The following is a 26,748-nucleotide window of genomic DNA, read 5'->3' as shown; positions in this document are numbered from 1 at the left end:
CAGTCGGCGCCCGGTCAGCGGCTGTAGCCTGCACCGAGGTTCCGGACACCGGCGACGGCGGCCTGAACCGCCGCCGCTGCTGCCTCCAGGTCTGCCTGCGTCACGGCGGCATCGAAACTGAAGCGGACGGCGGTCTGAGCCAGCTCAGCGGGGACTCCGAGGGCCGTCAGAACCGGCGAAGGAGCGTCAGAGCCGGCAGCGCAGGCCGAGCCGCTGGAGCAGACCACGCCGCGGCGTTCCAGCTCCAGGAGGACGGATTCGCCGCTGGTCCCCGGGAAGCAGAACGACGCCACCGACGGCAGCCGCTCGGTGGGATGGCCGGTAAGGACGGCGTCCGGCACGCCGTCCAGGACCGCGACGATGAACCTGTCTCGCAGGGCAGCCACCCTGTCCCGTTGCTCCTCCTGCCCCGCACGGGCCAGCGTCAGGGCGGTGGCCAGTCCCACCGCCCCGGCCACGTTTTCGGTGCCTGAACGGCGGCCCCGCTCCTGGCCCCCACCGTGGATCACCGGTTCGAGCCTGATGCGGCTGCGGACATAGAGCACCCCGCATCCCTTGGGCGCCCCCAGCTTGTGCCCGGAGATGCTCATCGCGTCCACGCCCAGCGCCCTGGCGTCCAGCGGCAGCCAGCCGGCCGCCTGGACGGCATCGGTGTGGAACGGAATGCCCTGGCTGCGGGCCAGGGCCGCCAGGGCGGCGATGGGCTGCACGGTGCCGATCTCGTTGTTGGCGTACATGATGCTAACCAGCGCGGTTTCCGGCCCGAGCACCGCGGCGAGGGCATCCGGGCTGACCAGGCCGGACGGGTCCACGGGCACCACGTCCACCGCGAACCCGTGGAACCGTTCGAGGTACCGGGCGGATTCCTCCACGGCCGGGTGCTCTACGGCGCTGATCACCACCCGGTTCAGCAGCGGGTTGGCAGCCTGCCGGGCCAGGGCAATGCCTTTGACGGCAAGGTTGTCCGCTTCCGTCCCGCCGGAGGTGAACACGGCTTCCCCCGGCCGGCAGCCCAGGACGGTGGCCACAGCGGACCGCGCCCCCGCCAGTGCCGCCGCTGCTTCCTCACCGAGCGTGTGGTGGCTGGAGGGGTTTCCGAAACCGCCCGTGAGGTAGGGCCACATGGCGTCCAGCACCTCGCGGCGGACGGGCGTGGTTGCGGCGGCGTCAAGGAAGATCACGGGTCACCCGGCAGTCAGTTCGACGTCCAGGCCCAGGTCCAGGGCGGCGACGGTGTGCGTGAGTGCCCCCACCGAGATGACGTCCACCCCGGTGGCGGCGATCGCCGCGACGGTGTCCAGGTTGACGTTGCCGCTGGCTTCCACCAGGGCGCGTCCGGCAACCAGGGCAACTCCGGCCCGCAGTTCGGGCACGGTGAAGTTGTCCAGCATGATGGTGTCCACCCCTGCCGCGAGGACCGGCTCGATCTGGTCCATCCTGTCCACCTCCACTTCGAAGTGGGTGGTGTGTCCCAGCTGTGCCTTGGCCGCCAGCAGGAGCCCGGTGAGTTTGGCCGGGTCTCCGCCGGTCATCACGGCCAGGTGGTTGTCTTTGGCCAGGACTGCGTCCGAGAGGCTGTACCGGTGGTTGGAACCGCCTCCGCACCTGACGGCGAAGCGTTCCAGGACACGCAGGCCGGGGGTGGTCTTGCGGGTGTCCGTGATGCGGGCGCGGGTGCCTTCCGTGAGCCGCACGAATTCGGCGGTCTTGGTGGCGATCGCGGACATTCGCTGGACCAGGTTGAGCGCCACGCGTTCGGCCAGCAGGACCGAGCGTGCGGTTCCGCTGACCCGGGCCAGGTGCGTGCCGGCGTCGAACGCCTGGCCGTCCGCGACGAGCAGTTCCACCCGGGTGGCGGGGTCCACAAGTTCCATGGCGTCACGGAATACGGTGGCCCCGCTGAGGATGCCGGTAACCCGGGCGCTGAGGACGGCGGTGGCGCGCGCTCCGGCGGGGATCAGGAGTTGGGACGTGATGTCCCCGGAGGGTGCGTCCTCGGCGAAGGCCCGCTCCAGGATGTCCCGCACGGGGGCCGCCGGAAGCGTCAGGTCCAGGGGTGGGCGCACGGCTGCGGCGTGGTCGATTACGGCGGGTTCAGTCATGGAGCAGGCTCGCTTTCGGGCGCGGAGGGCAAGTGTTTTCAGGTTCGGCGGCTTCGTCGCTGCGGTAGTGGGCGCCCAGCGATGCAGTGCGGTTCAGTGCGGCGGCCACCAGCAGCCGGGCGGCCAGCAGAAGGTTCCGGTCCTCGTGCGCCACGGGACCCTCCGGGGATGCGTCAGCGGGATGGACGACGCCAGCCCACCGGTCGAGCGTCCGGGCAGCCTCAGCCAGCAATTCCCCGGACCGCAGCACCCCGGCGTGCGAGGTCATGAGGCGGCGAAGAGCCTCCCGGGAAAACGGCTCAGACCCGCCCGCGCCTTCTAAAGCAGCAGGGACGGTGACGTGCGCACTCGCGTTTCGCGGCAGGGGTGCGGAAGCGTGCGTCAAGCGGAGGCCGCCCGCGGCCGAGGCAGCACGCGGAGCATCACTGACGCGGGACGCGCCCCAGCCCCTGTCACCGGAGAGGAAGCTTTCAACAGCGCGGCGGCCAAAGACGAGTCCCTCGAGGAGGGAGTTGCTGGCCAGCCGGTTTGCCCCTTGGACCCCCGTGCACGCAACCTCGCCGGCGGCGTAGAGGCCGGGGACCGTGGTCCGGCCTGAAAGGTCGGTTTCCACCCCGCCCATCCAGTAGTGGGCGGCAGGGGCGACGGGAACCAGTTCACGGGTCCAGTCGATGCCGGCTTCGAGGGTTTTCCGGGTGAGGGTGGGGAACCGCCGGCGGAGGAAGCCGACGCCTTTGGCCTGCTCGATGCCGCGGGCGTCGAGGTAGACGTGGCCGTTGGGATCGCCGAGTTTGGCCAGGTGCAGGGCGATGCTGCGTGAGACGACGTCGCGGGGCGCGAGTTCGGCGTCGGGGTGGTAGGCCTGCATGAAGCGCCGGCCGCCAGCGTCCAGCAGGGTGGCCCCTTCGCCGCGGACCGCCTCGGAGATCAGCAGTGGACCGTCCAGCCGGCCGGGGTGGGCGGTGGCGGAACTGACCAGGCAGGTGGGGTGGAACTGGAAGAATTCGAGGTCTTTCACTACCGCCCCGGCGCGGACGGCGAGCGCCAGCCCGTCCGCGGTGGCGACGCTGGGGTTGGTGGTTTGGGCGAACAGCTGGCCTGCTCCGCCGCTGGCCAGCAGGACGGCATCGGCGGCCAGGAAGGACTGCCGGCCGGCCTGGAGGTATTCGACTCCGTTTACGCTGCCGTTCGTGGTGACCAGGGCGGTTGCCTGTGCCTGGGAAAAGACGCTGAGCTTGCCCTGGTCGCGTCGGGCCAGGACGGCCTGGATGAGCGCTGCGGCCACCCGCGCACCTGTGGCGTCCCCGCCTGCGTGCAGGATCCGCGGGGCACTGTGCGCCGCTTCGAGCCCAAGCGCCGGGCCGTCGTCGTGCGTTATGCCCTTCTCCCCGGCGTCGAAGCGGACCCCGTACCGCTGGAGCCCGGCGATATCCCGGCGTGCCTGGGTGCACATCAGGCGGACGGCTGCCTCGTTGCAGTGCCCTGCGCCGGCCCGGAGGGTGTCGGCGATGTGCGCGGCAACGGTGTCTCCGGGTGACGGTGCGTCGAGCACCGCCGAGATCCCGCCCTGCGCGTACCAGGTGTTGCTGTCCTCCAGGGCGCCTTTGGTCAGCAGCGCCACGTCCGCGCCGGCGTCGGCGGCGAGCAGCGCAGCGTAGAGGCCGGCGATGCCGCTGCCGACGACAGCGAGGCGCCGGACGGGCGTGCCGGGCTGGCCGGTCATTAGGGCCTCGCAGCGAGCATGCGCTCGAGGGCCGTCCTGGCGTTGGCCTGCACGTCCTCGTCCACGGTGATGCGGTTGACGATCCGGCCGGCCACCAGTTCTTCCAGGACCCAGGCCAGGTAGCCGGGGTGGATGCGGTACATCGTGGAGCAGGGGCAGATGACCGGGTCCAGGCAGAAGATGGTGTGCTGCGGGTACTCGGCGGCGAGCCTGTTCACCATGTTTATTTCGGTGCCGATGGCGAAGGTGGTGGGCTCGGTGGCGGCCGCGATGGCTTTTTTGATGAAATCGGTGGAACCGGCGGAATCCGCGGCGTCCACCACCTCCATGGGGCACTCGGGGTGCACGATGACCTGGACGCCGGGGTAGTCGGCGCGGGCCTTCTCGATCTGCGCCACGTTGAAGCGCTTGTGGACCGAGCAGAATCCGTGCCAGAGGATGACGCGGGAGTCCAGAAGGGCCTGCTCGTCATTGCCGCCGAGGTCCTTGCGCGGGTTCCACATGGGCATCTGCTCCAGGGGGACGCCGAGCGCCTTGGCGGTGTTGCGGCCCAGGTGCTGGTCGGGGAAGAACAGGACCCGCTGGCCTCGCTGGAACGCCCACTCCAGGACGGTCCTGGCGTTGGAGGAGGTGCAGACAATGCCGCCGTGTTTGCCGCAGAACGCCTTCAGCGCTGCGGAGGAGTTCATGTAGGTGACGGGGATGACGGGCACTTTGCCGTCGGCGTCGGGCTCGGTGCCGAAGATTTCCGCGAGCTGGTCCCAGCATTCCTCGACGGAGTCCTCGTCCGCCATGTCCGCCATGGAGCAGCCGGCCGCGAGGTTGGGCAGGATGACGGCTTGTTCCTGGGTTGAGAGGATATCCGCCGTCTCGGCCATGAAGTGGACCCCGCAGAAGATGATGGCTTCGGCTTCGGGCCGGGTCAGGGCTGCGTTCGCCAGCTGGAAGGAGTCTCCCACGAAGTCCGCGTACTGGACCACTTCGTCGCGCTGGTAGAAGTGGCCCAGAATGACGGCACGTTCACCCAGTGCGGCTTTGGCCGCCCTGATGCGTTCACCGAGTTCTGCGTCGCCGGCCAGCTTGTATTCCTCCGGCAGCTGGCCCTGGCGGGGTGTGGTGGCTGGTGCGGGGTCTGCGCTGGAGGCTCCCGGGCCGTAGGCGGGAACGCCTGCCAGCGCCTCGGCCAGGTCGTAGTCCCAGGGGCCCTTGGCCAGGGCCGGGCTGCAGGTGCTGCGTTCCGCGGCCGCGCCCTTTTCGGCTTGTTCGCGCGTGATCAGCTGGATGGCCGTGTTGACGCTGCTCATGGTGTGCTCCTGTTGTCTGGGTCAAGGCCTGGCCGGCCGGTGTAGCGGTAGAGGCGTGGCGGACGGTGCTTGCCGCCCTGGAGGTATTCCCCGGTGTCTTCGATTTCCGGGGTGGATTTGAGTTGCCGGCGGAAGTTGGCCGGATCCAGCTGGCGGTCCAGGACGGCTTCATAGACTTCGCGGACCTGGGCCAGGGTGAAGTACTCCCCCAGCAGGTGGTAGGCAATGGAGCCGTAGGCGAGCTTGTTGCGCAGGCGCCAGAGGGCATAGTCAACGATCGCGTTGTGGTCGAACGCCAGGTCTCCCAGGCGGTCGGCCCGGAACCACCGGACGTTCTCCGATTCGTCCGCGAGCGCCGCCTCGGTGGGCTGGACCAGGGCCCAGTAGACGATCGAGACCACGCGCTGGGCAGGCGAGCGGTGCAGGCCGCCAAACGCATACAGCTGCTCAAGGTAGCTGGGGCTCAGGCCGGTGGTTTCCCGCAGGTTCCTGGACGCGGCGTCCTGCAGCGACTCGTGGTGGCTCAGGGGGCCGCCCGGCAACGCCCAGAGGCCTTTGAACGGTTCCCTGATGCGGCGGACCAGCGGCAGCCACAGGGTGGGCCGGCCCGAGGTGGCGCTGGGACGCAGGGCGAAGATGACCGTGGAGATGGCCAGCGACGGCGGCGCGGCCTGCCGCTCGGACACGTTGGCTGAGCTGTAGTACACCGTCACACCGCCTTTCACACCCCGCCATCGGGACGCCCGCCCTAGTTATAGTCACTTTGACCAAAACTAATTTTACGGCCAGGCGGACGGAAAAGGAAATGTTTCCGCGGCAGCTGCCAAGCGCAGCCGCGGCAACGGGAAGCCCCCTATGGATGCCGGGAACGTGCACGCGTTTTTTGCCGGCTGCCGGAAGCGGTAAATTCAAGTGGTCCCACAAGGACCTCCGGCCTCCCGGACCGGACCACGAACCAACCCCAAGAAGGTTTACCGCCCCATGACGATGAAGTCCGCCCCGACCACATCCACCACAGCACCGCGCAAGGCTTCAGCGGGCCACACCATGAAGTCGCGCCAGCTCACCATGATGGGGCTCGGCAGCGCCATCGGTGCCGGCTTGTTCCTGGGTTCGGGCGCCGGGGTGCAGGCTGCGGGCCCTGCAGTCCTCGTCTCGTACCTTGTAGCGGGGACGCTCATCATCCTGGTGATGTGGGCCCTTGGTGAGATGGCAGCCGCGAACCCGAACAGCGGAGCGTTTTCGGTCTACGCCGCGCGCGCCCTGGGCCGGACCGCGGGAGCAACCATCGGATGGCTGTGGTGGCTGCAACTGGTGGTGGTGATCGCCGCCGAGGCCCTGGGCGCGGCCGGCCTGCTGTTCTCCGTCTGGTCCGTGGTACCGGTCTGGGCCCTGGCACTGCTGTTCATGGTGGTGTTCACCGGAATCAACCTGGCCGGCGTCCGGAATTTCGGCGAGTTCGAGTTCTGGTTCGCCATCCTCAAGGTGGCCGTCATTGTCCTGTTCCTGGCAGTCGGCGCCGCCTTGCTCCTGGGCCTGCTGCCCGGCGTCGACTCCCCCGGAGCGTCAAACCTCACCACCAATTTTGCGCCGCATGGCCTGGGCGGGGTGGCCGCGGCCCTCTTCGTGGTGATCTTCGCGTTCGGCGGCACCGAAATCGTCTCGGTCGCCGCGGCCGAGACCGAGGATCCTGAGCGCAGCGTCGGCAAGGCCATCCGGACCGTGGTGTGGCGGATCCTGGTGTTCTACATCGGCTCGGTCTTTGTCATCGCTGCGGTCCTTCCGGCCACTTCCGCGGGCCTCGCCTCGCCCTTCGCCGGAGTCCTCGACGCCGCCCGGATCCCCGGCGCCTCCACTGCCATTACCCTGGTGGCCGTCGTCGCCCTCCTCTCGGCGCTGAACGCGAACCTCTATGGCGCTTCCCGCATGGCGTACTCGCTGGCCCAGCGTGGCGAGGCGCCGCGCGTCCTTGCCCGCCTCAACGGTGCCGGCGTCCCCATGCTTGCCGTTGCGGTCTCGGTGGCCTTCGGTTTCATCGCCACCGTCCTGGAGCTGCTGTTCCCGGACCGGGTCCTGCCCGCACTGTTCCAGCTGGTGGGCTCAACGTGCCTGGTGGTGTGGGGCAGCGCGCTGGTGTCCCAGCTGATCCTCCGGCGCCGCGCCGACCGGGACGGGGTTCCGTTGCCGCTGCGGATGAAGGGTTTCCCCGGCTTGACCATCCTGGGCCTGATCCTGCTGGGCCTGATCTTCGCCGTCGGCTTCAGCGCGGAGGCCAGCCGCGTGCAGCTCCTGAGCACCTTGGGCCTGATCGCCGGCATCGCCCTGGCGTGCGCCGCCGCCGCCCGGCTCACCAGCCGGAACCGGCCTGCCAACAGGTAGAGTGAAGCTACCTTTCCAAGGAAGACGCACCGACGCGCCGGGTCCGCCTGGGCGCCGTACCTGATGAGGATCTGACACCATGAGCGGCAGGCACACCGGACAGCAGCAGGCGCACACCGTCGAGGGCACCGACCCGCAACTCTACGTGGCGGTGCACGAGCCCGCCGAGGACGCCGGGCTCCGGCCGGTGCTCCTGCTGCACGGGTTCTCCTCCTCGTCCAAACTCAACTGGGAGGACACCGGCTGGGTGGCCGCCCTGCTCGAAGCCGGGCGGCGGGTCATCACCGTGGACCTGCCCGGCCACGGCCGCAGCGGCGCCCCGGAAGACCGGGACTCCTACTCCCCCAGCAGGATCAGGGCGGATATGCTCCAGGCAGCGTTCGACGCCGGCGCGCGCCCGCTGCACGACGGCGATCCTTCCAGCGGGCTGGACGTGGTGGGATATTCCCTGGGTTCCCGGCTCGCCTGGGAGTTTGCCGCAACCCAGCCCGAACTCGTGCACAGGCTGGTGCTGGGCGGACCCAACACCGCCGACCCGCTGGCGGCGTTCGATCTTCGGGCCGCCCAGGACTACCTGGCGGACGGCACACCGATCGCCGACGAATCGACCGCCCAGCTGCTGAAGATGGCGCTGCTGCTGCCGAGCAACAACATCTTCGCGCTGCTGTCGCTGGTGGAAGCCATCAAGGCAGAGCCCTACGACCCCGCCGAGGCGGTGCCGCATGTTCCCATGCTCCTGGTTGCCGGCGACAAGGATGAACGGGCCGGCACGTTGCCGGACCTCGCCGAGCTTGCGCGCGGCGCCGGGTCCATGGCCGAGCAGTTGCTCCTCCCGGGCCGAAACCACACCAACGCCATCACCAGCAGGGCCTTTAAGCAGGCCGCCATCTCCTTCCTGGGTGTCTAGGGGCCGGCGGCGCCCGGCCGCGCCACGGGCTTTCGTTGACGTCGGGCCTGACCGCCGGGGAGGGACACATGGCCACGCGCTTTGAGGACCGCACGGAGGCCGGGTTGCGCCTGGCCGCCGCGCTTTCAGCGTTCCATGGGCGGCCGGACACCGTGGTCCTTGGCCTGGCCCGGGGCGGCATCCCGGTAGCGGCGGCCACCGCACAAGCCCTTCGCCTCCCCCTGGGCGCCGTGCTGGTGCGGAAGCTGGGAATCCCCGGCTACGAGGAAACCGCCTACGGCGCCCTGGCATGGGCGCACGGACGGATTGTCCGCCTGATCAACAAGCCCCTGCTGGAGCGGGTCCTCCAGCACGGCGTGAGCCCGGAGCGGCTGGACGAGGTGGAGAACCGCGAACGCACCGAAATCCTGCGCCGGGCCGGTTTGTACCCGGGAACCCTGATGGGCGTGGACGGCAAGACAGTCCTGCTGGTGGATGATGGCCTGGCCACCGGCGCCACGATGCGGGCCGCCGTCGAGGCCGTGCGCGCCGGCGGTGCCGCTACCGTGGTGGCCGCTGCTCCGGTGGGTTCCGTTGATGCCGAAGCCTCGCTGGAGCGCGTGTGCGACGCCGTCGTATGCCTGCACCTGCCGGGCAAGTTCCGGGCCGTGGGCAGCTTCTACCGGCACTTCGGCCAACTGACCGACGACGACGCCATCACCCTGCTGCACCCACAGCAACAGCCCTTGCCGCACGGCGCAGGCCCGGAGCGGAGTCCGGGCCTGCGGGGCTGAGAACCGGAGTGCCGGTTCTGCGGTGGCGCTAGTGGTGGCTGCTGACGCCCAGCGGCCGTCCCTTGGTTTCCTTGGCCAGCACGACGCCGACGGCGGAGATGACGCAGAGGATCATGATGTAGATACCGATCGAGCCGGTCCACTTGGTGCCCTGCAGCAGGGCCTCGGCGATGGTGGCCGCGAAGGCGCCGCCCAGGATCGCGCCGAAGGCGTAGCCGATGGAGATGCCCGAGTAGCGGACGTTGGCCGGGAACATCTCGGCGTACATCGCGGACATCGGGCCGTAGGACAAGCCGAGGCCGACGGTCAGCACGAACAGCGCGACCCCGTAAAGCATGATGTCCTTGGTGTCGATCAGCGCGAACATCGGGATCATCCAGGCGAAAACGATCGCGTAGCCGATCTGGAAGGTCTTGACCCGGCCGATCTTGTCCGAGAGCCAGCCTCCCACCAGCGTGAAGACCAGCCAGCCGAAGGATGCCAGCGTGGTGGCCAGGAGGATCTGCGGGGTCGGCATCTTCAGGGTTTTGGTGGCGTAGGAGATGAAGAAGGCGATCAGCAGGTAGCCGGCGGCGTTGTTTCCGATGAAGATCAGCGTCGAGTAGAGGACGGCCTTTTTGTGCTTGCGGACCAGCTCGCCCAGCGGGGCCTTGCTTTCCTCCTTGCGCTCCTGCATCTCTTGGAAGACTGGGCTTTCGGCCACGGCACGGCGGATCAGGTAGCCGACGACGATCAGGACGATGGAGAGCAGGAACGGCACCCGCCAGCCCCAGCTGGCGAAGTCTTCCTTGGACATGCCGGTGTTGAGGAAATACAGCAGGCCGGTGGCGAGGATCATGCCGACCGGGACACCGATCTGCGGGTAGGCGCCGAACAGGCCGCGGCGGCTGACCGGGGCGTGCTCGACGGCCATCAGGGCTGCGCCGCCCCATTCGCCGCCGGCGGAGAAGCCCTGGATGACGCGCAGCAGGATCAGCAGGACCGGAGCCCAGAAGCCGATCTGCGCGTACGTGGGCAGCACGCCGATCAATGCCGTGGCTGCACCCATCATCACGAGGGTGAAGACCAGCATGGCCTTGCGTCCCAGGCGGTCACCGAGGTGCCCGGCAATAACGGCGCCGAGGGGGCGGAACAGGAAGCTGATGCCGATGAGGGCGAAGGAGAGGATCTGTGCCAGGCCCGGATTGGACTCGTTCAGTGGTGCCAGGAACAGGGGTGAGAGCAGCGTTGCTGTCAGTTGGGCGAAGATGAAGAAGTCGTACCACTCGATGGTGGTGCCCACGAGGGTGCCTGCGAGGACCTTGCGCTCCTCGGTCCGGCTGCTGGGGCCGGCGGGTGTGTCCACCTTGGAAGGTGTGGTCATTTAAACTCCATTGTTTTGATGGGGCAGCGGTGCTGCCCGGACGCCTTCAGGATTACCGACAGAACGGTCAGTTAGTTAGTAGGGTACTACGACGGTGTGATGCGGAACACGAATTGGTCGGAATTTGCGGTGAACGGCTGGGGAAGCCCCTGGTTCTACTACTGAACTGCATGTTCACTTAGGGGACACGGAGTGCCGTTCGTGGGTGGAGGCAAGAGTCGCGGCATCACAGTGCCGCCCACCTAGGATGGACTTCATGACTCCTCCAGCCGCCGCAGCCCGGACGGGAGCGGTTCCGCAGGCTTCGCCCTCCCAGACCCTTTCGCGCGGTATCCGTGCCCTTGAGATCCTGGCGGCCGCGCCGGGACCCTTGACCATCGCCGAGCTTGCCGACGCCATGGGCGTGCACCGCTCCGTCGCCTACCGGATCCTGCGTACCCTGGAGGACCATTCACTGCTGGTGCGTGATGACGCGGGCCGGGTGCAGCCCGGACCGGGCCTTGCCGTCCTGGCCCGCGGCGTGTCGCGCAACTTGCAGAGCGCCGCCCTTCCGGAGCTGACCCAGCTGGCAAACTCGCTGAACATGACGGCGTTCGTGGCCGTCTGGGACCACCACGACTGCATCACTCTGGTCACGGTGGAGCCGCGTCACTCCGGAGCCACCGTTGCCCAGCACCCGGGTACCCGGCATCCCATCAACGCCGGGGCGCCCGGAATCGCCATCCAGTCTGCCCTGACGGAGGCGGAGTGGAACCGGCTGGAGACCGGGATCCCCTACCGTCCGGAGGCCGCCGAGGCGCGCCGGAAGGGATACTCCGCCAGCCATGACGAGGTCATTGCCGGCGTCTCCTCCCTGGCAGCGCCTGTGCGGGTTCCCGGCGGGCGGCCGGCCGCCCTTGCCGTCGTCTACATCCGGTCGGCCCACGATCCCGATGCCGTGGGCACCGCCATCGCCGAGAGCGCGGCCCGGATCGAGAGCCAGCTGGCCTGAGGCGGCGGCCCGCCGGCACCGGTGCGGGCGTCAGCGCCTCCGGCGGAGTACGACGGCGGCTCCCGCACCGAGCAGCGCCAGCGCAGCAGCCGCGCACACCGGGACAAGGAACGCCGCGCCGGCCCCATGGAGCTGGGCCAACTGGCCGCCAACGGCTGAGCCGACCGCCGTTCCAGCGACAATGCCGCTGGCAAGGCCGGTCATCACGGTACCCAGCCGGCCGGCGGGAGCCAGGGTGCCGCCAACAGCAAACACGGTGACCATGACCGGTCCCACCGGAAGTCCAAGGACCAGCAGGACTGCCGCCATCATGGGCAGGGTAGACGGCAACAGCAACAGGACAGCAAGGGCTGCCATGAGCACCGCACACAGCACCCAGCGCAGAGCCAGGCCTGCCCTGCGCGGCCAGTAGGCAACCGAGAGCGCAGCGGCAGCGGAGCTCAAACCCATGACCGCGTAAAGCAATCCCGCGATCTCCGTGCCCGCCAGGTCCGCGGAGAAGGCACTGAGGGCTGCCTGGGTGGAACCGAAGAACGTGCCCATGCAGACCATCGCCACCACGGGCAGTGCCACGGCCACGGGCAACTTTCGGGATGTCGCAGCACCGGCGCCTGCCCTGCCCCGCACGTGCCGGGTGACCGGCACGGCCCGGTGGGTAGGGTGGACGGCGAAGGCGGGGACCAGCGTGATAGTCATGGCTGCGGCCAAGGCAAGCGGCAGCCAGGGCGCCACCAGGCTGGCCAGCATTCCCACCAGCGCGGGCCCCAGCACAAAGGTGACTTCGTCGGCCGTACTTTCATAGGAGAGGGCGGTGTCAAGGTCTCGTTGGGCCAGGACGGCGGAGGAGCCGGCACCGTCCGCAGCAGCTGTCAGCGACATCCACCGCACCCTGGCCAGCGGGCCAACCTGCGGGCACGTCGCTCCGGCAGCAAAGGCCGCGGCCAGGACTGCCAGCGGGAAGCCGCCGGTCCTTCCCGTGGCAAGGGCAGCCAGTAGCAGTACCAGCACAGCTACCGTGTTAAGCGCTGCCGATACCAGCAGCACGGGGCGTTGTCCCCGCCTGTCGGCCAGCGACCCTAGCATGGGCGCCCCCAGCGCCGAGCCGATGCCGACCGCGCCCGCGGCCGTCCCGCCAACGGCAAAGGAGCCGCTGACGGAGGTGACAAGGGTAAGAGTGCCGACGGTCAGCATGGCCAGCGGCAGCCGCGCGAAGAGTCCCAGCGGGAGGAATGCCGTGCCCGCGAGTTCGGGGAGGCGCGCGAAGCGGCCTGCTGTTGCCGTTGCGCCGGAATCCGGGGCAGCGTCTTCGCGGGCGGAAGGATCCGTGCCGCCGGCCGGGACGTCGTGGGAGGTTGAAGGGGTGGTATGCGATGTCAATTCCGGGCTCGTTCAGTCAGTGCGCATCGTCCCTCCTCCCGATGCGCGCAACCCGGTAACGCGGTCAAGTATAGCGGCCGGGTTCAGGAGAGCGCGTCCATGCTTACAGAAATCCGCAGGGTTGAGCCGTTCCGGCTCTTCAGCACCTGAAGCTGGGTGCCGATCCGCTGCTTCATCTCGGCCACGTGGCTGACCAGTCCCACCACCCTGCCGCCGTCGCGGAGGCCTTCCAAGGCGTCCATGACTTGTTCCAGGGACTGTTCGTCGAGGCTGCCAAAACCCTCATCAACGAACAGGGTCTCGATTTCCACCCCGCCGGACTCTTGTTGCACCACATCCGCCAGGCCCAAGGCAAGTGACAGCGAGGCCATGAAGGATTCACCGCCGGAGAGCGTGGAGGTGTCGCGGCGATAGCCGGTCCATTGGTCCACCACTTCAAGGCCCAGCCCCGATTTGGCGCCGCGCGCCGCCTTGGCGTCGGTATGCTGCAGCAGGTAGCGGCCATCGCTCATGGCCACCAGGCGCTCCGAGGCGGCGAGGGCCACCTGTTCCAGCCGGGCGGCCAGGACATAGCTGTTCAGGCTCATCCGGTAGGTGTTTTCGCCCCTGCCGGCTGCGGCTTCGGCGAGTCCGGCGAGCATCTGTGCCCGCTCTGCTGGCTCCCGGGACGAAGACAGCAGGTCCTCATATTCCGCTGCAATGGAAGCAAGTGATGCCAGGCACCGGCGTGCCAGGCCCGCTGCGAGATCGGCCTCCCGTGCATCATGGTGCGCGGCGGCAGCTGCGGTGCGAAGTCCTTCCAGCCGTTCATCATCGGCTGCAAAGCCGTCCGCGGCTTCAGCCATGGCCAGCACCAGGTCTTCCGACTCGAACAGCCCGGCAACCCGGGCAGCCTCATCCCTGGCAGCGCGGACGGCAGCTTCCAGCGCTGCCACGTCCGCGGCTTCCAGGAGTTGGCTGCGGACGTCGCCGGCTGCGGCGAAACCCGCCCCCGGGAGGGCCAGCTCAAGGTTCTCCTGCGCTTCCGCGGCCTGCGACCTGGCGGTGTCCAGCCGTGCTTGCGCTTCAACGGCTTTGTCCAGCACCGCCACGGCGTCCTCGAGCACCCGCAGCCGCCGGCCCAGGCTCCGGTGGTCCCCCCGCAGGCCGGCGAGGGCGGTGTCCAATGTGTCAGCCTGTTCGGCGAGGTCGGTCAGCAGGACAGCGGTGTGGGACAGCTCAGCCTCCGCGTCCGACAGCGCTGCGCGGGCTTGTTCGATGCCGGCATCGAGTGCGTCCAGCCGTTGCCGCTTTTCCTGGAGCTCCTCCGCTGCCTGCTCGGCAGCCCCTGCCGCAGCCAGCGCCTCCCCAGCCATTGCGCGAGCCTCGGCCACGGGGGTGGTGCCGCCCTGTCCGGCGAGCACGGCCACCGCTTGGTCGGCCTCGGCACGTTCGGCGCTGGCCGTGGCGTGTGCTGCCTCGGCCGCCTCATAGGCGGCGTGGGCGTCTTCCTCGGCTTGGGCCAAAGCCGGGCCGCCTGTGCCGGATTCTGCCGGCCCCGGATGATCCCCGCTTCCGCACACCGGACACGGCTGGCCGGACACCAGCTGGGCAGCAAGCTCGGATGCGGCATTGGCGAGCCGAGCCTCCCGCAGGTCCAGCCAACGGCCCTTCGCATCCAGCAGGTTTTCCCGCGACTCTTCACAGCTGGCGTTGACGAGGTCCCGGACCTCCACGGCCGCCACGTACCGCTGGACCACGTCGAGCAGTTCCGCGGCCGCATTTGCTTCCTTGCGGCGGAGCGCGGCTTCGGCAGCGCGGGACTCCAGCTGGTCCAAGGTTCCTGCCAGCAGTCCCCGGTCCGCCAGCAGCTGCGATGCCCGGCTTCGCAGTGTCTCCACCTGGAGCCTGAGTTCGTCCTGCCTGCCGGCCAGGCTGCGGTGCCGCCCCCGCAGGTCCTGCAGCCTCTGCTCATCCGGCAGCCGCGCCTCGACGACGGCCAGGAGCGAGCGGAGCCGGCCCAGCTCCGCCGCGGCTCCGGGCACAATTTCCCCCGCGGCGGCGCCGGTCCCGGCACGGCCGGCCTGGCCCGGCCCGGCGGCGGCAGCTTCTGCCTCGCCGAAGCCGAGCCGGGAGAGTTCGGCACCGTCCGCTGCAGCCATCCTCAGGAGGGTCATGGCGGACTCAGCGGCGGCCTGGGCGCTGCGAACCTTGCCGGCCGCGGCGTCCACTGCCTGCAGCTGCCCCTGGAGGACCTCGGCGTCGCGGTGCCGGCCGAGCCGGGCGGCAAGTTCTTCGTACCGGGGTGCGCCGTCCGTCACGGCCTGCTGCCGCGCGGTGGCGGCCTGGAGTTTCCGGGCCCGCTCGTGCCGCGCGGTTTCCCGCTCCACTTCACCGCGGCGGTCCTGGCTGAGGGAGGCCGCCTTCGCAGCGTGGTCCGTGAGCTCCGCCAGGCGCGCCGCAACAGCAGCCTGCAACCAGACAAGCCGGCCGGGGGCATCTTCCGCCGCCGGGGACCCGTCCTGCGAAAGCTGGAGCGGGACGGTCTCGGCTTCGGCGCGCGCAGCAAGGATGCCCAGCTGCCCGTCCAGGGCCGCGACGTCCTCCTTGGCCGCGGCGGCCTGCCGGGACAGCTCCTGTTCGAGCGCTTCAAACCGCTGCGTCCCGAAAAGCCTCTGCAGCAGGTCAAGGCGGTCGGCAGCCTTGGACCTGAGGAAGGCAGCGAAATCGCCCTGCGGCAGCATGACCACCCGGGTGAACTGCTCACGGTCCATGCCCAGCAAAGCCATGATCTCGGCGCCTGCTTCGTCATTCCGGGCAGATTTTTCCACCCAGGTCCCGCCGACCCGTTCACGGAGCAGTGTTTTGGCCTGCTGGGTGGTGAAGCCGTTCCTCCCGCGTGCACTGGGCTTGTCCCATGCGGGCGAACGGGTCACCTCGAAATGGCGGCCTTGGGCCGAGAACTCACAGGTAACGGCCGGTTCCTGGCCTGGCTCCGCATGGTCGCTTCGGAGCCGTTTGCCGTCCTGCCGGGCACCGGGAACGGATCCGTAGAGGGCAAAGCAGATGGCATCGAGGACGCTGGTCTTGCCGGCGCCCGTGGGACCGTTCAGCAGGAACAGACCGTGCGCGCTGAGGCGGTCGAAATCGATGGATTCGGTTCCGGCGAACGGGCCGAAGCCGGAGATGCGAAGATGATGGATCCTCACCGCGAGGCCTCCAGCAGCCGGACATTTTCCAAGGCGGCGGCGAGCGCCGCCTTCTCGACCTGGTCAGCGCTGCGTCCACGCACATGTTCCAGGAAGCCGCAGCACACCGCGAGGTCGTCCGGGGCGTCTGCGAGCCTGCTGCTGTAGCTGGCCTGGGCCGTGTCACTCCCGCCCTGTGGGTCGAAGGCCAGGACCAGGGTGCCAGGGAACCGTGCGCGGAGTCGGTCCATCGCCCGCAAGGGACGCTGGGCATCGGTAAGGGTGACCTGGCAATAGGCGGCTTCGGCCCCGGCATGCCCGGGATCTTCAAGGAGTTCGTCCAGGGTGCCGCGCAGCACGGCAAGGGTTCGCGGGGCATCCCACACGACCTCCTGCACCGACGTGACTCCGTCCGGCCCCAGGTCCACGAGCCAGGCACCTTTTCGGTGCGTGGCTTCGGAGAAGGAGTAGGCCAGCGGGGACCCCGAATAGCGGACGCGGTCAGACAGCGCCTGCCGTCCGTGAAGGTGCCCAAGTGCGGTGTAGCTGAATCCGTCGAACAGGTCCAGGGGAACGGCACCCACGCCGCCGATGCTGAGGTCCCGTTCGCTGTCAGAGCTGATGCCGCCGCTGGCGAAAGTGTGGGCCAGCACTACCGAATGGATGGTGGCGCCACCGGTCCGCCGTGCGATATCGGCCCGGATACGGCCGGTGGCTGCCCGGGTCACCTCGAAGTGGCTTGCAGTCTCCACGCCCAGTTGGTCGGCAACGAGCCGGGGCTCAAGCCAGGGAATGCCGTACAGGGCCAGGATTGCTTCGTCTCCGGCGGCGTCCGTGCCGAGCGGCAGCAGCAGCGGTTCGTCGAGCTCGGACACCTTGGTGCGAACGTGGACTCCCCCGCGTTCCAGCAGCCGGGAGGCGAAACCCAGCCGGATCGCGGAATCGTGGTTGCCACTGGTGAGGACCACCTTGGCCCCGGCGGAGGTGAGCCTGACCAAGGCGTCATCGAGCAGGTGTACGACGTCCACCCCGGGCAGTGCCCGGTCATAGACGTCGCCGGCGATCAGGACGACGTCGATGCCCGCCCGTTCCACCATTGCCACCAGCTGGTCGACGAAGGCCCGCTGGGCATCCAGCATGCCAACGCCGTGGAAGGATCGGCCCAGGTGCCAGTCCGAGGTATGAAGTAACCGCATATTCCTACGCTATCGGCAGCCACTGACAGTGGCGGAAAACGCCGCGGCGCGGACCGCTCAGGATCGCTTGCCCTCGAAAAACTCCTGGGCCTCGCTGACGTTGCCCGCCTGCTTGTCCGGTGCGGCGCCAGGGGCCTCAGGGAGGTGCGGTTCCGCTTCCGAAGGCTCACCGGCGTCGTCATCCCCGGCCTGGACCGCCGATGCCCCAGCCCCCGGTCCGGCGGTCCCGGCTGCTTCCGCGCCCGCGGCGTCCGGGTCCTGCGCGGCGTCGTCCGCCGCTGCGGCGCTCTGGGTGGCGTCGGCCGTGCCTGAAATCCGGAACACCAGGCCTGCGATGGCCGCGCCGGCCAGCGGAGCCACCAGGAAGATCCATACCTGTCCCAAGGCCGCGCCGGAGCTGAAAACGGCCGCGGCGAGAGCCCGGGCCGGGTTGAACGGCAGGTTTCCAACGGACTGGCCTACCTGGAGAAGCGCTGCGAAGGACAGGCCCACGGCAACGGCAGCCACCGTCCGGCTGCCGGTGTCCGTGCCGGCATTGCCCTGCAGGCCGCCGTTGTCGCGGCCGGAAGCGCCCAGGACGATGGCCACGACGATTGCGGCTCCCAGCAGTTCCAGGAGCACCACTGCGGCAAGGGGCGCCTGGATGATGGAATGTTCGCCAAAGCCGGCGGCCACCGTATCGAAGGCGGTGCGGCTGTCGGGAATGCCGGGCAGCGTGCGCAGGATTCCAAACAGGGCAACGGCACCCACCAGGGATCCCACGACCTGGGCAGCGGCGTATGCTGCCGCCGCCCCCGCCCGGATCCGTCCGGCCAGGAGGTGCCCCAGGGTGATGGCCGGGTTGAAGTGGCCACCGGAGATATGCCCGAAGGCGAGCATGGCGGCCGTGACAGCGAGGCCGGCAGCCAAGGCGGCGGGCATGGGGCTGGACTGCGGGATGCTGAACAGCGGTACGCCCAGCCCGACTACCGCAAGGAAGAGGCTGCCAAACGCCTCCGCTGCCAGGCGGGGCATCAGTCCGCTGCGGGCGGGATCCGCGCCGCCGGGCTGCAGTGCGTCGCGGGCTGGGACAGGGGTGCTCATGGTGGGACCTTTGCTCGTCGGGTGCTCTGTTGGGTTTCCGAGCCGCCCCGGCCGGCAGGTCCGGCGGGCAGCGCCAGGCAACCCGAGCAGTATTCCAGCCCAGGCTGGGCGTTTGCTGGACACCTGCTGTCCGCACCCGTCTTGCCCCGCCTTCCCCGAGCAGGCCGCCGCCGCAACCGGGCCGGGCGCGTCCGGACGGTAAATTTGTCTCCATGAGCATCGACCACGCCACCCCCACTCCCAAATCCCGGATCCATGGCTCCCTCCTGGGCGGGGCGCTGGGCGATGCGCTGGGCTACGCCGTGGAGTTCGATTCCATCGAGGAGATCCGCCGGCGGTTCGGTGCCCGCGGCCTGACGGGCTTTGAAGACCTCTCCGGCCCCTGCCACTTCTCTGACGACACGCAATTGACCCTGTACACCGTGGACGGGCTGGTGGAGGCTCTGGAGTGGGCCAACTCCGGCGTGGGCGCGGACGTAAATGCGTGTGTATGGCTGGCCTACCTGCGCTGGCTGGCCACCCAGGGCACTGACGCGGGGCCGTCCGCACCGGCTCCCCAGCCCCGCTGGATCGACGGCAATGAAGTGCTGCGGCAGCGTCGGCACCCTGAGCAGGACTGCATCAGCGCACTGGCCACCGGGGAGATGGGAACCTCGGTGCGCCCCGTCAACCCGGACTCGAAAGGTACCGGCACGGTGATGCGCTCAGCGCCGTTCGGGCTGATCCCGCATATCTCGCCCGAGGCCGCCTACAAGCTGAGCTCCGATGCCGCGTCACTGACGCACGGCCACCCGGCAGCACGCCAGAGCTCCGGTGTCTTCAGCCTCCTGATCCACCGGCTGGTCGCCGGAGAGGACCTGCGGGAAGCCGCCGCCGCCGTGACCGCCCATGCGGCCACCCTTCCGCACGTGGCACCGGAGCTGCCCGACCGGCTTGGGGCTGCCCTGCGGCTCGCGGACACCGCGGGCGTTCCACCCGAGGAACTGATCCCGGCGCTGGGCGGAGGCTGGCTCGCGGAGGAGGCACTCGCCGTCGCACTTTACGCCGTCCTCGCGACGCTTCCGGCTGACGCGGCGGGGGTGCTGCCGGAGCAGCACTTCCGGGACGCCATGGCTGTGGCGGTGAATCACAGCGGTGGCAGCGACACCGCCGGGTCCCTGGCGGGCAACATCCTTGGCGCCTGCTACGGAGAGGACTGCCTGCCCGCACCCTGGCTCGCAGCCCTGGAAGGCCATGACGTGGTCCGCGGGATGGCGGATCAGCTGGTGCGGGTCACGACCGGCGAAGGCTGATGTTGTTGCAGGCCTCGCAAACGTCTTCCGGGATGACGCCGCGGCGCTGCAGGAAGCCGAAAATCGTGCAGCCAAGGCAGAATCCGGCAAAAGCCTCGAGCGATGCCGCCACCACCAGAATCCCCAGCAGCAGCCAGGCTGCCAGCCCCATGCCGGACGCGAGCAGCAACAGCGCGGTGGTGGACACGGCGGCGCCGATGCCCTGGGCAAAGCGCTTCGGCGGGCCGGGAACGAGCTTCACCTTTCCCAGCCGCGGGGTGATGACCTTAACGGAGAGGACCGCCAAGGGTGAGATCCGCGGGCCAAAGAGGAGGCGGAGCCAGAACCCGACGGCGATGGCAACCAGGCCCCACAGAGAACCGGTCACGGCGGTAACCACAGCGAGCAAGACCACCAGGGCTGCCGTGGTGCGGGCCGCGTACTCGTTGACGGGGTTGGGGAAGGCGAACAAGGAGCTCATCACGCAAGGCTAAGAGCGTCGGGCCCGCCGGCCAAGATTTGTTGCGCCGGATTAACCGGACAGGGCCTGCGGGGCCGCCTCAGGCATTGACGGCGGGCGCGAAGGCAGCCCTGCCGGCCGGTGCGGTGAAGGGCCGGGGTTCGGTGGAAGGCACAGCCGCACTGCCCACCATTTGCAGGAACTCGCCTTCGGACAACACCTCGATGGCCTGTCCGCGCTCATGGAGTTCCAGGACGCGCCGCGCCTTCCCGGTCAGCCGTCCCGAGCGCAGGTCCGAGGCCACGAAGCCGTCCCCCACCACCAGGACGGTGGTGCGGCCGGTCACCCGGCTTTCGGTGCGGGCACCGTGGTGCGCCGAGCGGAGCTTGGCGTCCGGGCGGCCGATGGAGAGCTGTCCGGTGAACACGACAGTCTGGCCGTACAGCGGGTGGCCGGGCTCGGCGTCGGCGTTGGGTTCGGGATTGATCCCTTCCTCCGGCCAGCCGGACTGGAAACGGCGCACCAGCGCCGCGCCGTTGCCGGAGGCGCCGGACATGGCCGCCAGGCTGGGCTTCGACAATTCACCCGCGGCCGGATCAAACGCCTGCTGCCGCGACATGGCCAGGCCCAGGGAGAGATACAGTTCGGCGATACTGTTTGCACCGTTGCGGGCGGCGATGTCGATGAGGATCCCGGCGCAGGCGCGGGCATCCTCCGCGGCGTCGTGGTGGTTCACCAGCGGCACACCCGCTTCCTCCGCGGCAAAGGGAAGGGAGTTGGAGACCAGCGAGTAGCAGCGGCGCGACAACATCACCGTGCAGACGTAGTCGTAGGCCGGCCCGGGCAGCCCGGAGACTTCGAGCGCGGAACGGATCACGCCGAGGTCGAACGCCGCATTGTGGGCGACCAGAATGTCCTCGCCGATAAACGCCCCGATTTCCGGGAACAGGTCACCGAATCGCGGCTGCACCGCGACGTCGGCAGGGGTGATTCCGTGGATCCGGACGTTGTGGTGGTCAAAGTGGTCGTAGCCGGCCGGTGGCTTCATCAGCCAGGAGGCCTCGGCAACAATTTTCCCGCCCCTTACCTTCGTCAGGCCCACGGAGCACGGGGAGCCCCGGAAGCCGTTGGCTGTTTCGAAGTCGATCGCCGTAAAGTCCAAACCCACGGCCCCCACCTTACCGCCGCCGGCCGCCCGGGCCCGGGAAAGACAGGCCCGTCCAGTACGCTTGGGGGGTGAACTTTCCTGTGATGAACCACCTCGCTGTGTCCATGCTGGGCGGCGCGGGTCCGGTGCAGCCGCCCATGGCTTCCTTCCTGCCCGACTGGCTGAACCCCCAGGTCTTCCTGGCCGATCCGGCGCTCGCCCCGTGGGTAGTCCTGCTGGTGTGCGGCATCATCTTCGCCGAGACCGGCCTGCTCATCGGTTTCTTCCTGCCCGGCGATTCCATGCTGTTCACGGCGGGCCTGCTGGTGGCCACGGGCACCATCAAATTCAACATCTTCGCGTTCGCCGCGTTGATCGTGGTGTCCGCGATCATTGGAAACCAGGCCGGCTACCTGATCGGCTCCAAGGCGGGGCCGGCCATCTTCAACAGGCCCGACTCCAAACTGTTCAAACGCGAGAACATCGAGAGCGCCCACGCATTCTTCGAAAAGCACGGCGGCAAGGCGCTCATCCTGGCCCGCTTCGTTCCCATCATCCGGACCTTTGTCCCCGTGATTGTCGGCGTTGCGCAGATGAGCAAGCGCAAGTTCTTCATCTACAACGTCATCGGCGCGGCCCTGTGGGGCGGCGGCGTGACCTTGCTCGGATTCCTGCTGGGCGACACCGTTCCCTGGGTCCGGGACAACCTGGACATCATCTTCATCGCCATCGTTCTCGTCTCGGTAGTGCCCATCGGCATTGAACTCCTCCGCGGCATGTCGGCGAGGCGCCAGGCGCAGGACTACGGCACCGACAGCGTCGACGAATTCATCGAAGAGCACGAACCGGAGGCCGAGCAGAAGACGCCGCGCAGGTTCCGCGGCGGCCGGCAGGAATAGTCCGGCCCCACACACGAAAGAGGTCCGCACCCCGCCGGGGTGCGGACCTCTTCTGTTCTGCCGCTTCCGTCAGTCTGTTGCTTCCAACGCAGCCACGATGGAGGGAAGCAGGGCACGGAAAGCCTTGCCGCGGTGGCTGATGGCGTTCTTTTCATCGGCGGACAGTTCGGCGCAGCTGCGGTTCTCGCCGGCAGGCTGCAGGACGGGATCGTAGCCAAAGCCGCCGGCTCCGCGGGGTTCGCGCAGGAGCATACCCTCGAGCTGGCCGTACTCCACCACTTCGCGGCCCGCTGCGGCACCGCCGGCGGGGACCGCCAGGGCGGCCGCACAGACGAACGCCGCGCCGCGATGCTCGTCGGGAACGTCGGACAGCTGGTTCAGCAGCAGTTTCAGGTTGGCGGCGTCGTCGCCGTGCCGTCCCGCCCACCGGGCGGAGAAGATTCCGGGCGCCCCGCCCATGACATCCACGGCCAGCCCGGAATCGTCGGCAATGGCCACCAGGCCGGTGGCCCCGGCCACCGCCCGGGCCTTCAGCAGCGAATTCTCGGCGAAGGTCACGCCGGTTTCGACGACGTCCGGCGCACCTGCCGCCGCCGCATCCACCACCTGGGTGTCGACGTCGAGCCCGGGCACCTGCCCGCGCAGCAGTTCACGGAGTTCACGCAATTTCCCGGCGTTGTGCGTAGCGAGCACGAGCATGGGTGCGGGTGCACTCACAGGGCGTCCGCCAGGGTTTCGCGCTGGATGGCGGCCAGCTGCGTGGTGCCCAGCAGGGCCAGGTCCAGGAGCTGGTTCAGCTCCTCCCGGTCAAACGGGGCGCCTTCGGCGGTGCCTTGGACCTCGACGAACTTGCCGGAGCCGGTGACCACGACGTTCATGTCGGTTTCGGCCCGCACGTCCTCCACGTACGGCAGGTCCAGCATGGGAACGCCGTCGATAATACCGACCGAGACGGCGGCAATGGTGTCGAGGAGGGGCTGGGCGTTCTTGGTGATCAGCTTGGTGTCGCGGGCGAACCGGATGGCGTCCGCCAGCGCCACGTAGGCCCCGGTGATCGCGGCGGTGCGTGTCCCGCCGTCGGCCTGCAGCACGTCGCAGTCCAGCACGATGGTGTTCTCGCCCAGCGCTTTGGTGTCGATGATGGAGCGCAGCGAACGCCCGATCAAGCGCGAGATTTCGTGGGTGCGGCCGCCGATCTTGCCCTTGACCGATTCCCGGTCCGAGCGCGTGTTGGTTGCGCGGGGCAGCATGGCGTACTCGGCGGTGACCCAGCCGCGGCCTTCGCCTTTGAGCCAGCGGGGAACGCCGGCAGTCAGGGAGGCCGTGCACAGCACCCGGGTGTTGCCGAACTCGATCAGTGCCGATCCCTCAGCCTGGTTGGACCATCCGCGGGTAATGCTGATGGGCCGGAGCTGGTCGGGGGCACGGCCGTCGGCGCGCACGATGGGCACTGCAGTTGCTTCAGATGTCATGCCTTTAGCTTATCGAGTGCGGCCCGCCGCTAGATCGTGTAGTGGACACCGGCCACGGCCACGGCCACATCGCCGGGAAAAACCGGCCGGGCCTCGGACATGACGGTGGTGGGCGATGTCCATACCGGAATGTGGGTCAGCAGGAGCCGGCGGGCCCCGGCAACGGCTGCGGTCTCCCCCGCCCGCTTTCCGGTCAGGTGCACGTCCTTGATGCCGTCGTCGCGGCCCTCTTCGAAGGCCGCCTCACACAGGAAGAGGTCCGCGTCCTTGGCGGCTTCCTCAAGCCCGGCACAGGAGTCGGTGTCGCCGGAATACGTCAGCGTCCGGGTGACGGGGACGCCGTCTTTACCGGGTTCCACCACCTCCACCCGCAGTGCATAGGCCTCCTCGATGGGGTGGTTGACGGCGAAGGGCGTGACGGTAAACGGCCCCACGGTCACGGGTTCGCGTTCGGTCCAGTTGCTGAAGTCGAATTCTTCATTCATGCCGGGATCCGGGTCCAGGCCGTAGGCGGTGGCCATCCGGTTGGCCGTCGCGGCCGGGCCCCAGACCGGGATGCGGCCGCGGCCCCAGCCGCCGGGCTTCCAGCGGATGGCGACGTGCAGCCCGCACAGGTCCATGCAGTGGTCCGGGTGCAGGTGGGTGAGGAAGATGGCGTCGATGTCCTCCAGGTCGGTGTACCGCTGGATGGCGCCCAGCGCACCGCTGCCGAGGTCCATCACCACCTTCCAGGTCCGGTCGCCGTCGGTGGCGGTCAGCAGGTAGCACGACGCCGGGGAGCCGGGCCCGGGGAAGGAACCCGTGCACCCCACGATGGTCAGCTTCACAGGCGGGGTCCTCCGGCTCGGCCGGCGTCGGCGAGTCCGCCGCCCACGAAATTGGAGATCCGGGGGCGTCCCCGCGCGGCCTGGGCGGCGGCGATCATTTCCGGCGTGATGCGGGCCAGGCTGCCGGTGGGGTATTGCGCGGCGACGTGGTCCACGTGCCGGACCGAGAGCACCTCGGGGCCCAGGAACCTCCGCGCCAGCGCCTCGAACTGGCCGGCATCGCCGGTGGCCACGAAGTGGTGCTCGGGCGGGGTGCCGGACGGGCGCTGCAGGTTGTGGGTGGCCAGCGCGCGGTAGACGTCCTTGGCCGTCTCCTCGGCGCTGGAAACCAGGGTGACGTCCGCGCCCATCACGTAGGAGATGACGCCGGTCAGCAGCGGATAGTGCGTGCAGCCCAAAACCACCGTGTCCACCCCGGCGGCCTTGAGGGGCGCCAGGTATTCCTCTGCGACGGCCAAGAGCGCGGGCCCGGTGGTGATGCCGGCCTCGACATAGCTGACGAATTCGGGGCATGCCACGGACGTGATGTCCAGGTCCGGCGCGGCGGCGAAGGTGTCCTCGTACGCGCGCGAGCCCACCGTGGCGGAGGTGCCGATCACTCCGACTTTCCCGCTGCGGGTGGCGGCGACGGCGCGCCGCACTGCAGGCTGGATGACCTCAATGACTGGGATGCCGTATTTGGCGGTGTACCGCTCGCGGGCGTCCCGAAGGACCGCGGCCGACGCCGAGTTGCAGGCGATGGTGAGCAGCTTGACACCGGAGTCCACCAGTTCGTCCATCACGCCCAGGGCGTTGGCGCGCACCTCGGCGATGGGCAGCGGACCGTACGGTCCGTGGGCGGTATCGCCGACGTAGAGGATCGATTCGTTGGGCAGCTGGTCAATGATGGAGCGGGCCACGGTGAGTCCGCCAACACCGGAGTCGAAGACGCCGATGGGCCGGGTTTCCGGTGCGGCGGCCGGGAGGTCGCCGGCGCCGGCAGGCTGCGCGTCCAACGTCGGGTCCGTGCTCGAGGCTGTTGTCATGATTATTCGAGGATAGGTCTTCCCGGAAGGCTCAGCCATCATCTTGTGTCCAGCGACTCATGTCGAATGTGTCACAACCAACGGCCTCCCCCTGGCCGCCGCAGCTCACCGGCGGGTTTCCAGGGACTGCAGCATGGCCTGGACCACGGACTCTTGAAGCCAGGTGGTGAAGTTGTAAACCAGCGCCAGGTAGCTTTCCACATCCTCGGCCTGGGACCAGTCCTGCATGCGGTGGACGTGTTCGGCGTCGGCCTCGTCCCGGATGTCCAGCCGCTCTGCCAGGACGAGCCGGACGTCATTGAGCGCCATGGACCAGTACTTGGCCCCCTCCGGCGTCAGGACGATCTCGTCCTTGTCCAGGTCCAACGCCGCCGCACGGAGCGCGCCGATCTTTGTTTCCCGCAGCGAGCGCTCGGTGAGCTGGCGGAACTCCAGGGACGCGGCGTCGTCGTTCTTCGAGATGTTGGGAAGGAGCCGCTTGACCGCGCGGTCCGTAGGTTCGGCAACGTCCATGTCCAGGCCAATGAGGGCAGCCAGCGGATCCTGTCCGTCGCGTTCCTCCGGCTGGAGCATGGAGATGACATCATCGATCAGGCTGCGCAGCAGGTCCCGTTCGGCAGGTTCCAGGAACCCGGTGATGCCCTTGAGGCCGTATTTGAATGCCTTAGCCACGCTTCCCCTTACCCTGGCCCGGACCGCCGGACTTCCCGGCTTTGCCGCCGTGGCCGCCGCTGGCCTTTTCCACCGTGGCCCACAGCCCGAACCCGTGCATGGCCACCGCGTGGCGTTCCACCTGTTCCTTGCTGCCTGCGGCGACGATCGAGCGGCCCTTCTTGTGGACCTCCATCATGAGCTTGTTGGCCTTGGTCTCGGAGTAGCCGAAGTAGCTTTGGAAGACGTAGCTCACGTAGCTCATGAGATTGACGGGATCGTTCCAGATCACCAGGTTCCAGGGGATGTCCGGAGCGATGAGGGAGTCGGTGGACTCCGCTGTGCCGGTCCGGACGCCCTCCCGTGTATCGGGGCCGGGCGCAACGCTTATGGTCATCTGTCCATTCTATGTGGGGGTTGGACTCGTGCCGGCGAGGGCCCCGCGGCGAAGCGAAGCAAGACGAGGGAGCCGGTGGGTGGGGCCACGCCGGCGAGGGCCCCGCGGCGAAGCGAAGCAAGACGAGGGAGCCGGTGGGTGGGGCCACGCCGGCGAGGGCCCCGCGGCGAAGCGGAGCGAGACGAGGGAGCCGGTGGGTGGGGCCACGCCGGCGAGGGCCCCGCGGCGAAGCGG

At 68.9% G+C, this 26,748-nt stretch carries 24 protein-coding genes; 6 read left to right on the top strand and 18 right to left on the bottom strand.

Annotated features, from left to right (window positions below; genetic code table 11):
* Positions 1-14: 14 nt before the first annotated feature.
* From QRN53_RS10375 to QRN53_RS10355, 5 genes are read right to left on the bottom strand one after another with little or no spacing between them, the layout of a single operon-like run.
* Entirely contained in the window at positions 15-1,181 is a 1,167-nt protein-coding gene (locus QRN53_RS10375) for a cysteine desulfurase family protein (protein ID WP_285243936.1), read from the bottom strand.
* A 3-nt stretch (positions 1,182-1,184) separates the two neighbouring features.
* Positions 1,185-2,102: a carboxylating nicotinate-nucleotide diphosphorylase gene (gene nadC / locus QRN53_RS10370; protein ID WP_285243935.1), complete on the bottom strand. Its 918-nt coding sequence runs from the start codon at positions 2,100-2,102 to the stop codon at positions 1,185-1,187.
* Positions 2,095-3,825 carry an L-aspartate oxidase gene (locus tag QRN53_RS10365; RefSeq protein ID WP_285243934.1) on the bottom strand — a complete coding sequence of 577 codons (1,731 nt, stop codon included), beginning with the start codon at positions 3,823-3,825 and terminating at the stop codon, positions 2,095-2,097. Before QRN53_RS10365 ends, nadC begins: the two co-directional genes overlap by 8 nt.
* Complete coding sequence (gene nadA / locus QRN53_RS10360) at positions 3,825-5,129, bottom strand: quinolinate synthase NadA (RefSeq protein ID WP_285243933.1); 1,305 nt, start codon at positions 5,127-5,129, stop codon at positions 3,825-3,827. Before nadA ends, QRN53_RS10365 begins: the two co-directional genes overlap by 1 nt.
* On the bottom strand, positions 5,126-5,836 hold the full coding sequence (locus QRN53_RS10355) for an NUDIX hydrolase (protein ID WP_285244033.1): 711 nt from the start codon (positions 5,834-5,836) through the stop codon (positions 5,126-5,128). Before QRN53_RS10355 ends, nadA begins: the two co-directional genes overlap by 4 nt.
* Positions 5,837-6,110: 274 nt before the next feature.
* Here QRN53_RS10355 and QRN53_RS10350 point away from each other — a divergent pair, with 274 nt between their 5' ends.
* From QRN53_RS10350 to QRN53_RS10340, 3 genes are all read left to right on the top strand, one after another.
* Positions 6,111-7,508: an amino acid permease gene (locus QRN53_RS10350; RefSeq protein ID WP_285243932.1), complete on the top strand. Its 1,398-nt coding sequence runs from the start codon at positions 6,111-6,113 to the stop codon at positions 7,506-7,508.
* 79 nt (positions 7,509-7,587) lie between these two features.
* On the top strand, positions 7,588-8,415 hold the full coding sequence (locus QRN53_RS10345; RefSeq protein WP_285243931.1) for an alpha/beta fold hydrolase: 828 nt from the start codon (positions 7,588-7,590) through the stop codon (positions 8,413-8,415).
* A gap of 68 nt (positions 8,416-8,483) precedes the next feature.
* Positions 8,484-9,188, top strand: a complete 705-nt coding sequence (locus QRN53_RS10340; protein ID WP_285243930.1) for a phosphoribosyltransferase — start codon at positions 8,484-8,486, stop codon at positions 9,186-9,188.
* Positions 9,189-9,216: 28 nt separating this feature from the next.
* Here the strand turns inward: QRN53_RS10340 and QRN53_RS10335 are convergent, their stop codons facing one another.
* Positions 9,217-10,551 carry an MFS transporter gene (locus QRN53_RS10335; RefSeq protein WP_285243929.1) on the bottom strand — a complete coding sequence of 445 codons (1,335 nt, stop codon included), beginning with the start codon at positions 10,549-10,551 and terminating at the stop codon, positions 9,217-9,219.
* Positions 10,552-10,807: 256 nt separating this feature from the next.
* On the opposite strand from QRN53_RS10335, the gene QRN53_RS10330 reads away from it, so the two are divergent.
* Positions 10,808-11,542, top strand: coding sequence for an IclR family transcriptional regulator (locus QRN53_RS10330; RefSeq protein WP_285243928.1), 735 nt, complete (start codon positions 10,808-10,810; stop codon positions 11,540-11,542).
* A 30-nt stretch (positions 11,543-11,572) separates the two neighbouring features.
* On the opposite strand, the gene QRN53_RS10325 is transcribed toward QRN53_RS10330, so the two are convergent.
* The 4 genes from QRN53_RS10325 to QRN53_RS10310 form a co-directional block, all read right to left on the bottom strand.
* Positions 11,573-12,919: an MFS transporter gene (locus tag QRN53_RS10325; RefSeq protein WP_285243927.1), complete on the bottom strand. Its 1,347-nt coding sequence runs from the start codon at positions 12,917-12,919 to the stop codon at positions 11,573-11,575.
* 83 nt (positions 12,920-13,002) lie between these two features.
* Positions 13,003-16,107: an AAA family ATPase gene (locus QRN53_RS10320; RefSeq protein WP_285243926.1), complete on the bottom strand. Its 3,105-nt coding sequence runs from the start codon at positions 16,105-16,107 to the stop codon at positions 13,003-13,005.
* Positions 16,104-17,282, bottom strand: coding sequence for an exonuclease SbcCD subunit D (locus QRN53_RS10315; protein ID WP_285243925.1), 1,179 nt, complete (start codon positions 17,280-17,282; stop codon positions 16,104-16,106). The genes QRN53_RS10320 and QRN53_RS10315 overlap by 4 nt, the downstream gene beginning before the upstream one ends.
* 57 nt (positions 17,283-17,339) lie before the next feature.
* Positions 17,340-18,365 (bottom strand): MIP/aquaporin family protein, encoded by a 1,026-nt coding sequence (locus tag QRN53_RS10310; RefSeq protein WP_285243924.1) that lies wholly within the window; start codon positions 18,363-18,365, stop codon positions 17,340-17,342.
* A 212-nt stretch (positions 18,366-18,577) separates the two neighbouring features.
* Between QRN53_RS10310 and QRN53_RS10305 the strand changes: the two genes are divergently transcribed.
* Positions 18,578-19,657 (top strand): ADP-ribosylglycohydrolase family protein, encoded by a 1,080-nt coding sequence (locus QRN53_RS10305; RefSeq protein ID WP_285243923.1) that lies wholly within the window; start codon positions 18,578-18,580, stop codon positions 19,655-19,657.
* Here the strand turns inward: QRN53_RS10305 and QRN53_RS10300 are convergent.
* On the bottom strand, positions 19,638-20,117 hold the full coding sequence (locus QRN53_RS10300; RefSeq protein WP_285243922.1) for a DUF4395 domain-containing protein: 480 nt from the start codon (positions 20,115-20,117) through the stop codon (positions 19,638-19,640). The two genes, QRN53_RS10305 and QRN53_RS10300, sit on opposite strands and share 20 nt — an antisense overlap.
* A gap of 79 nt (positions 20,118-20,196) precedes the next feature.
* Positions 20,197-21,264: a 3'-5' exonuclease gene (locus QRN53_RS10295; RefSeq protein WP_285243921.1), complete on the bottom strand. Its 1,068-nt coding sequence runs from the start codon at positions 21,262-21,264 to the stop codon at positions 20,197-20,199.
* A gap of 83 nt (positions 21,265-21,347) precedes the next feature.
* Here QRN53_RS10295 and QRN53_RS10290 point away from each other — a divergent pair, with 83 nt between their 5' ends.
* Complete coding sequence (locus QRN53_RS10290; RefSeq protein ID WP_285244032.1) at positions 21,348-22,142, top strand: DedA family protein; 795 nt, start codon at positions 21,348-21,350, stop codon at positions 22,140-22,142.
* A gap of 69 nt (positions 22,143-22,211) precedes the next feature.
* Here QRN53_RS10290 and rdgB read toward each other — a convergent pair whose 3' ends face one another.
* The 6 genes from rdgB to clpS form a co-directional block, all read right to left on the bottom strand.
* Positions 22,212-22,841, bottom strand: a complete 630-nt coding sequence (gene rdgB, locus QRN53_RS10285; protein ID WP_285244031.1) for an RdgB/HAM1 family non-canonical purine NTP pyrophosphatase — start codon at positions 22,839-22,841, stop codon at positions 22,212-22,214.
* A 14-nt stretch (positions 22,842-22,855) separates the two neighbouring features.
* Positions 22,856-23,614: a ribonuclease PH gene (rph, locus tag QRN53_RS10280; protein ID WP_285243920.1), complete on the bottom strand. Its 759-nt coding sequence runs from the start codon at positions 23,612-23,614 to the stop codon at positions 22,856-22,858.
* Between the two features lie 29 nt (positions 23,615-23,643).
* A complete protein-coding gene (locus QRN53_RS10275; RefSeq protein WP_285243919.1) occupies positions 23,644-24,441 on the bottom strand; it encodes an MBL fold metallo-hydrolase in 798 nt (265 codons plus the stop codon).
* Positions 24,438-25,466, bottom strand: coding sequence for a glutamate racemase (gene murI, locus QRN53_RS10270; protein WP_285243918.1), 1,029 nt, complete (start codon positions 25,464-25,466; stop codon positions 24,438-24,440). Before murI ends, QRN53_RS10275 begins: the two co-directional genes overlap by 4 nt.
* Positions 25,467-25,571: 105 nt before the next feature.
* Entirely contained in the window at positions 25,572-26,138 is a 567-nt protein-coding gene (locus tag QRN53_RS10265) for a DUF2017 domain-containing protein (protein ID WP_285243917.1), read from the bottom strand.
* A complete protein-coding gene (clpS, locus tag QRN53_RS10260) occupies positions 26,131-26,514 on the bottom strand; it encodes an ATP-dependent Clp protease adapter ClpS (RefSeq protein ID WP_285243916.1) in 384 nt (127 codons plus the stop codon). The genes QRN53_RS10265 and clpS overlap by 8 nt, the downstream gene beginning before the upstream one ends.
* Between the last annotated feature and the right edge of the window lie 234 nt (positions 26,515-26,748).

Source organism: Pseudarthrobacter sp. fls2-241-R2A-127 (genome assembly GCF_030209355.1).
Lineage (GTDB): Bacteria > Actinomycetota > Actinomycetes > Actinomycetales > Micrococcaceae > Arthrobacter.
Note: the sequence above shows the minus strand (reverse complement) of the source record. Positions and strands in the feature narration are given on the sequence as shown.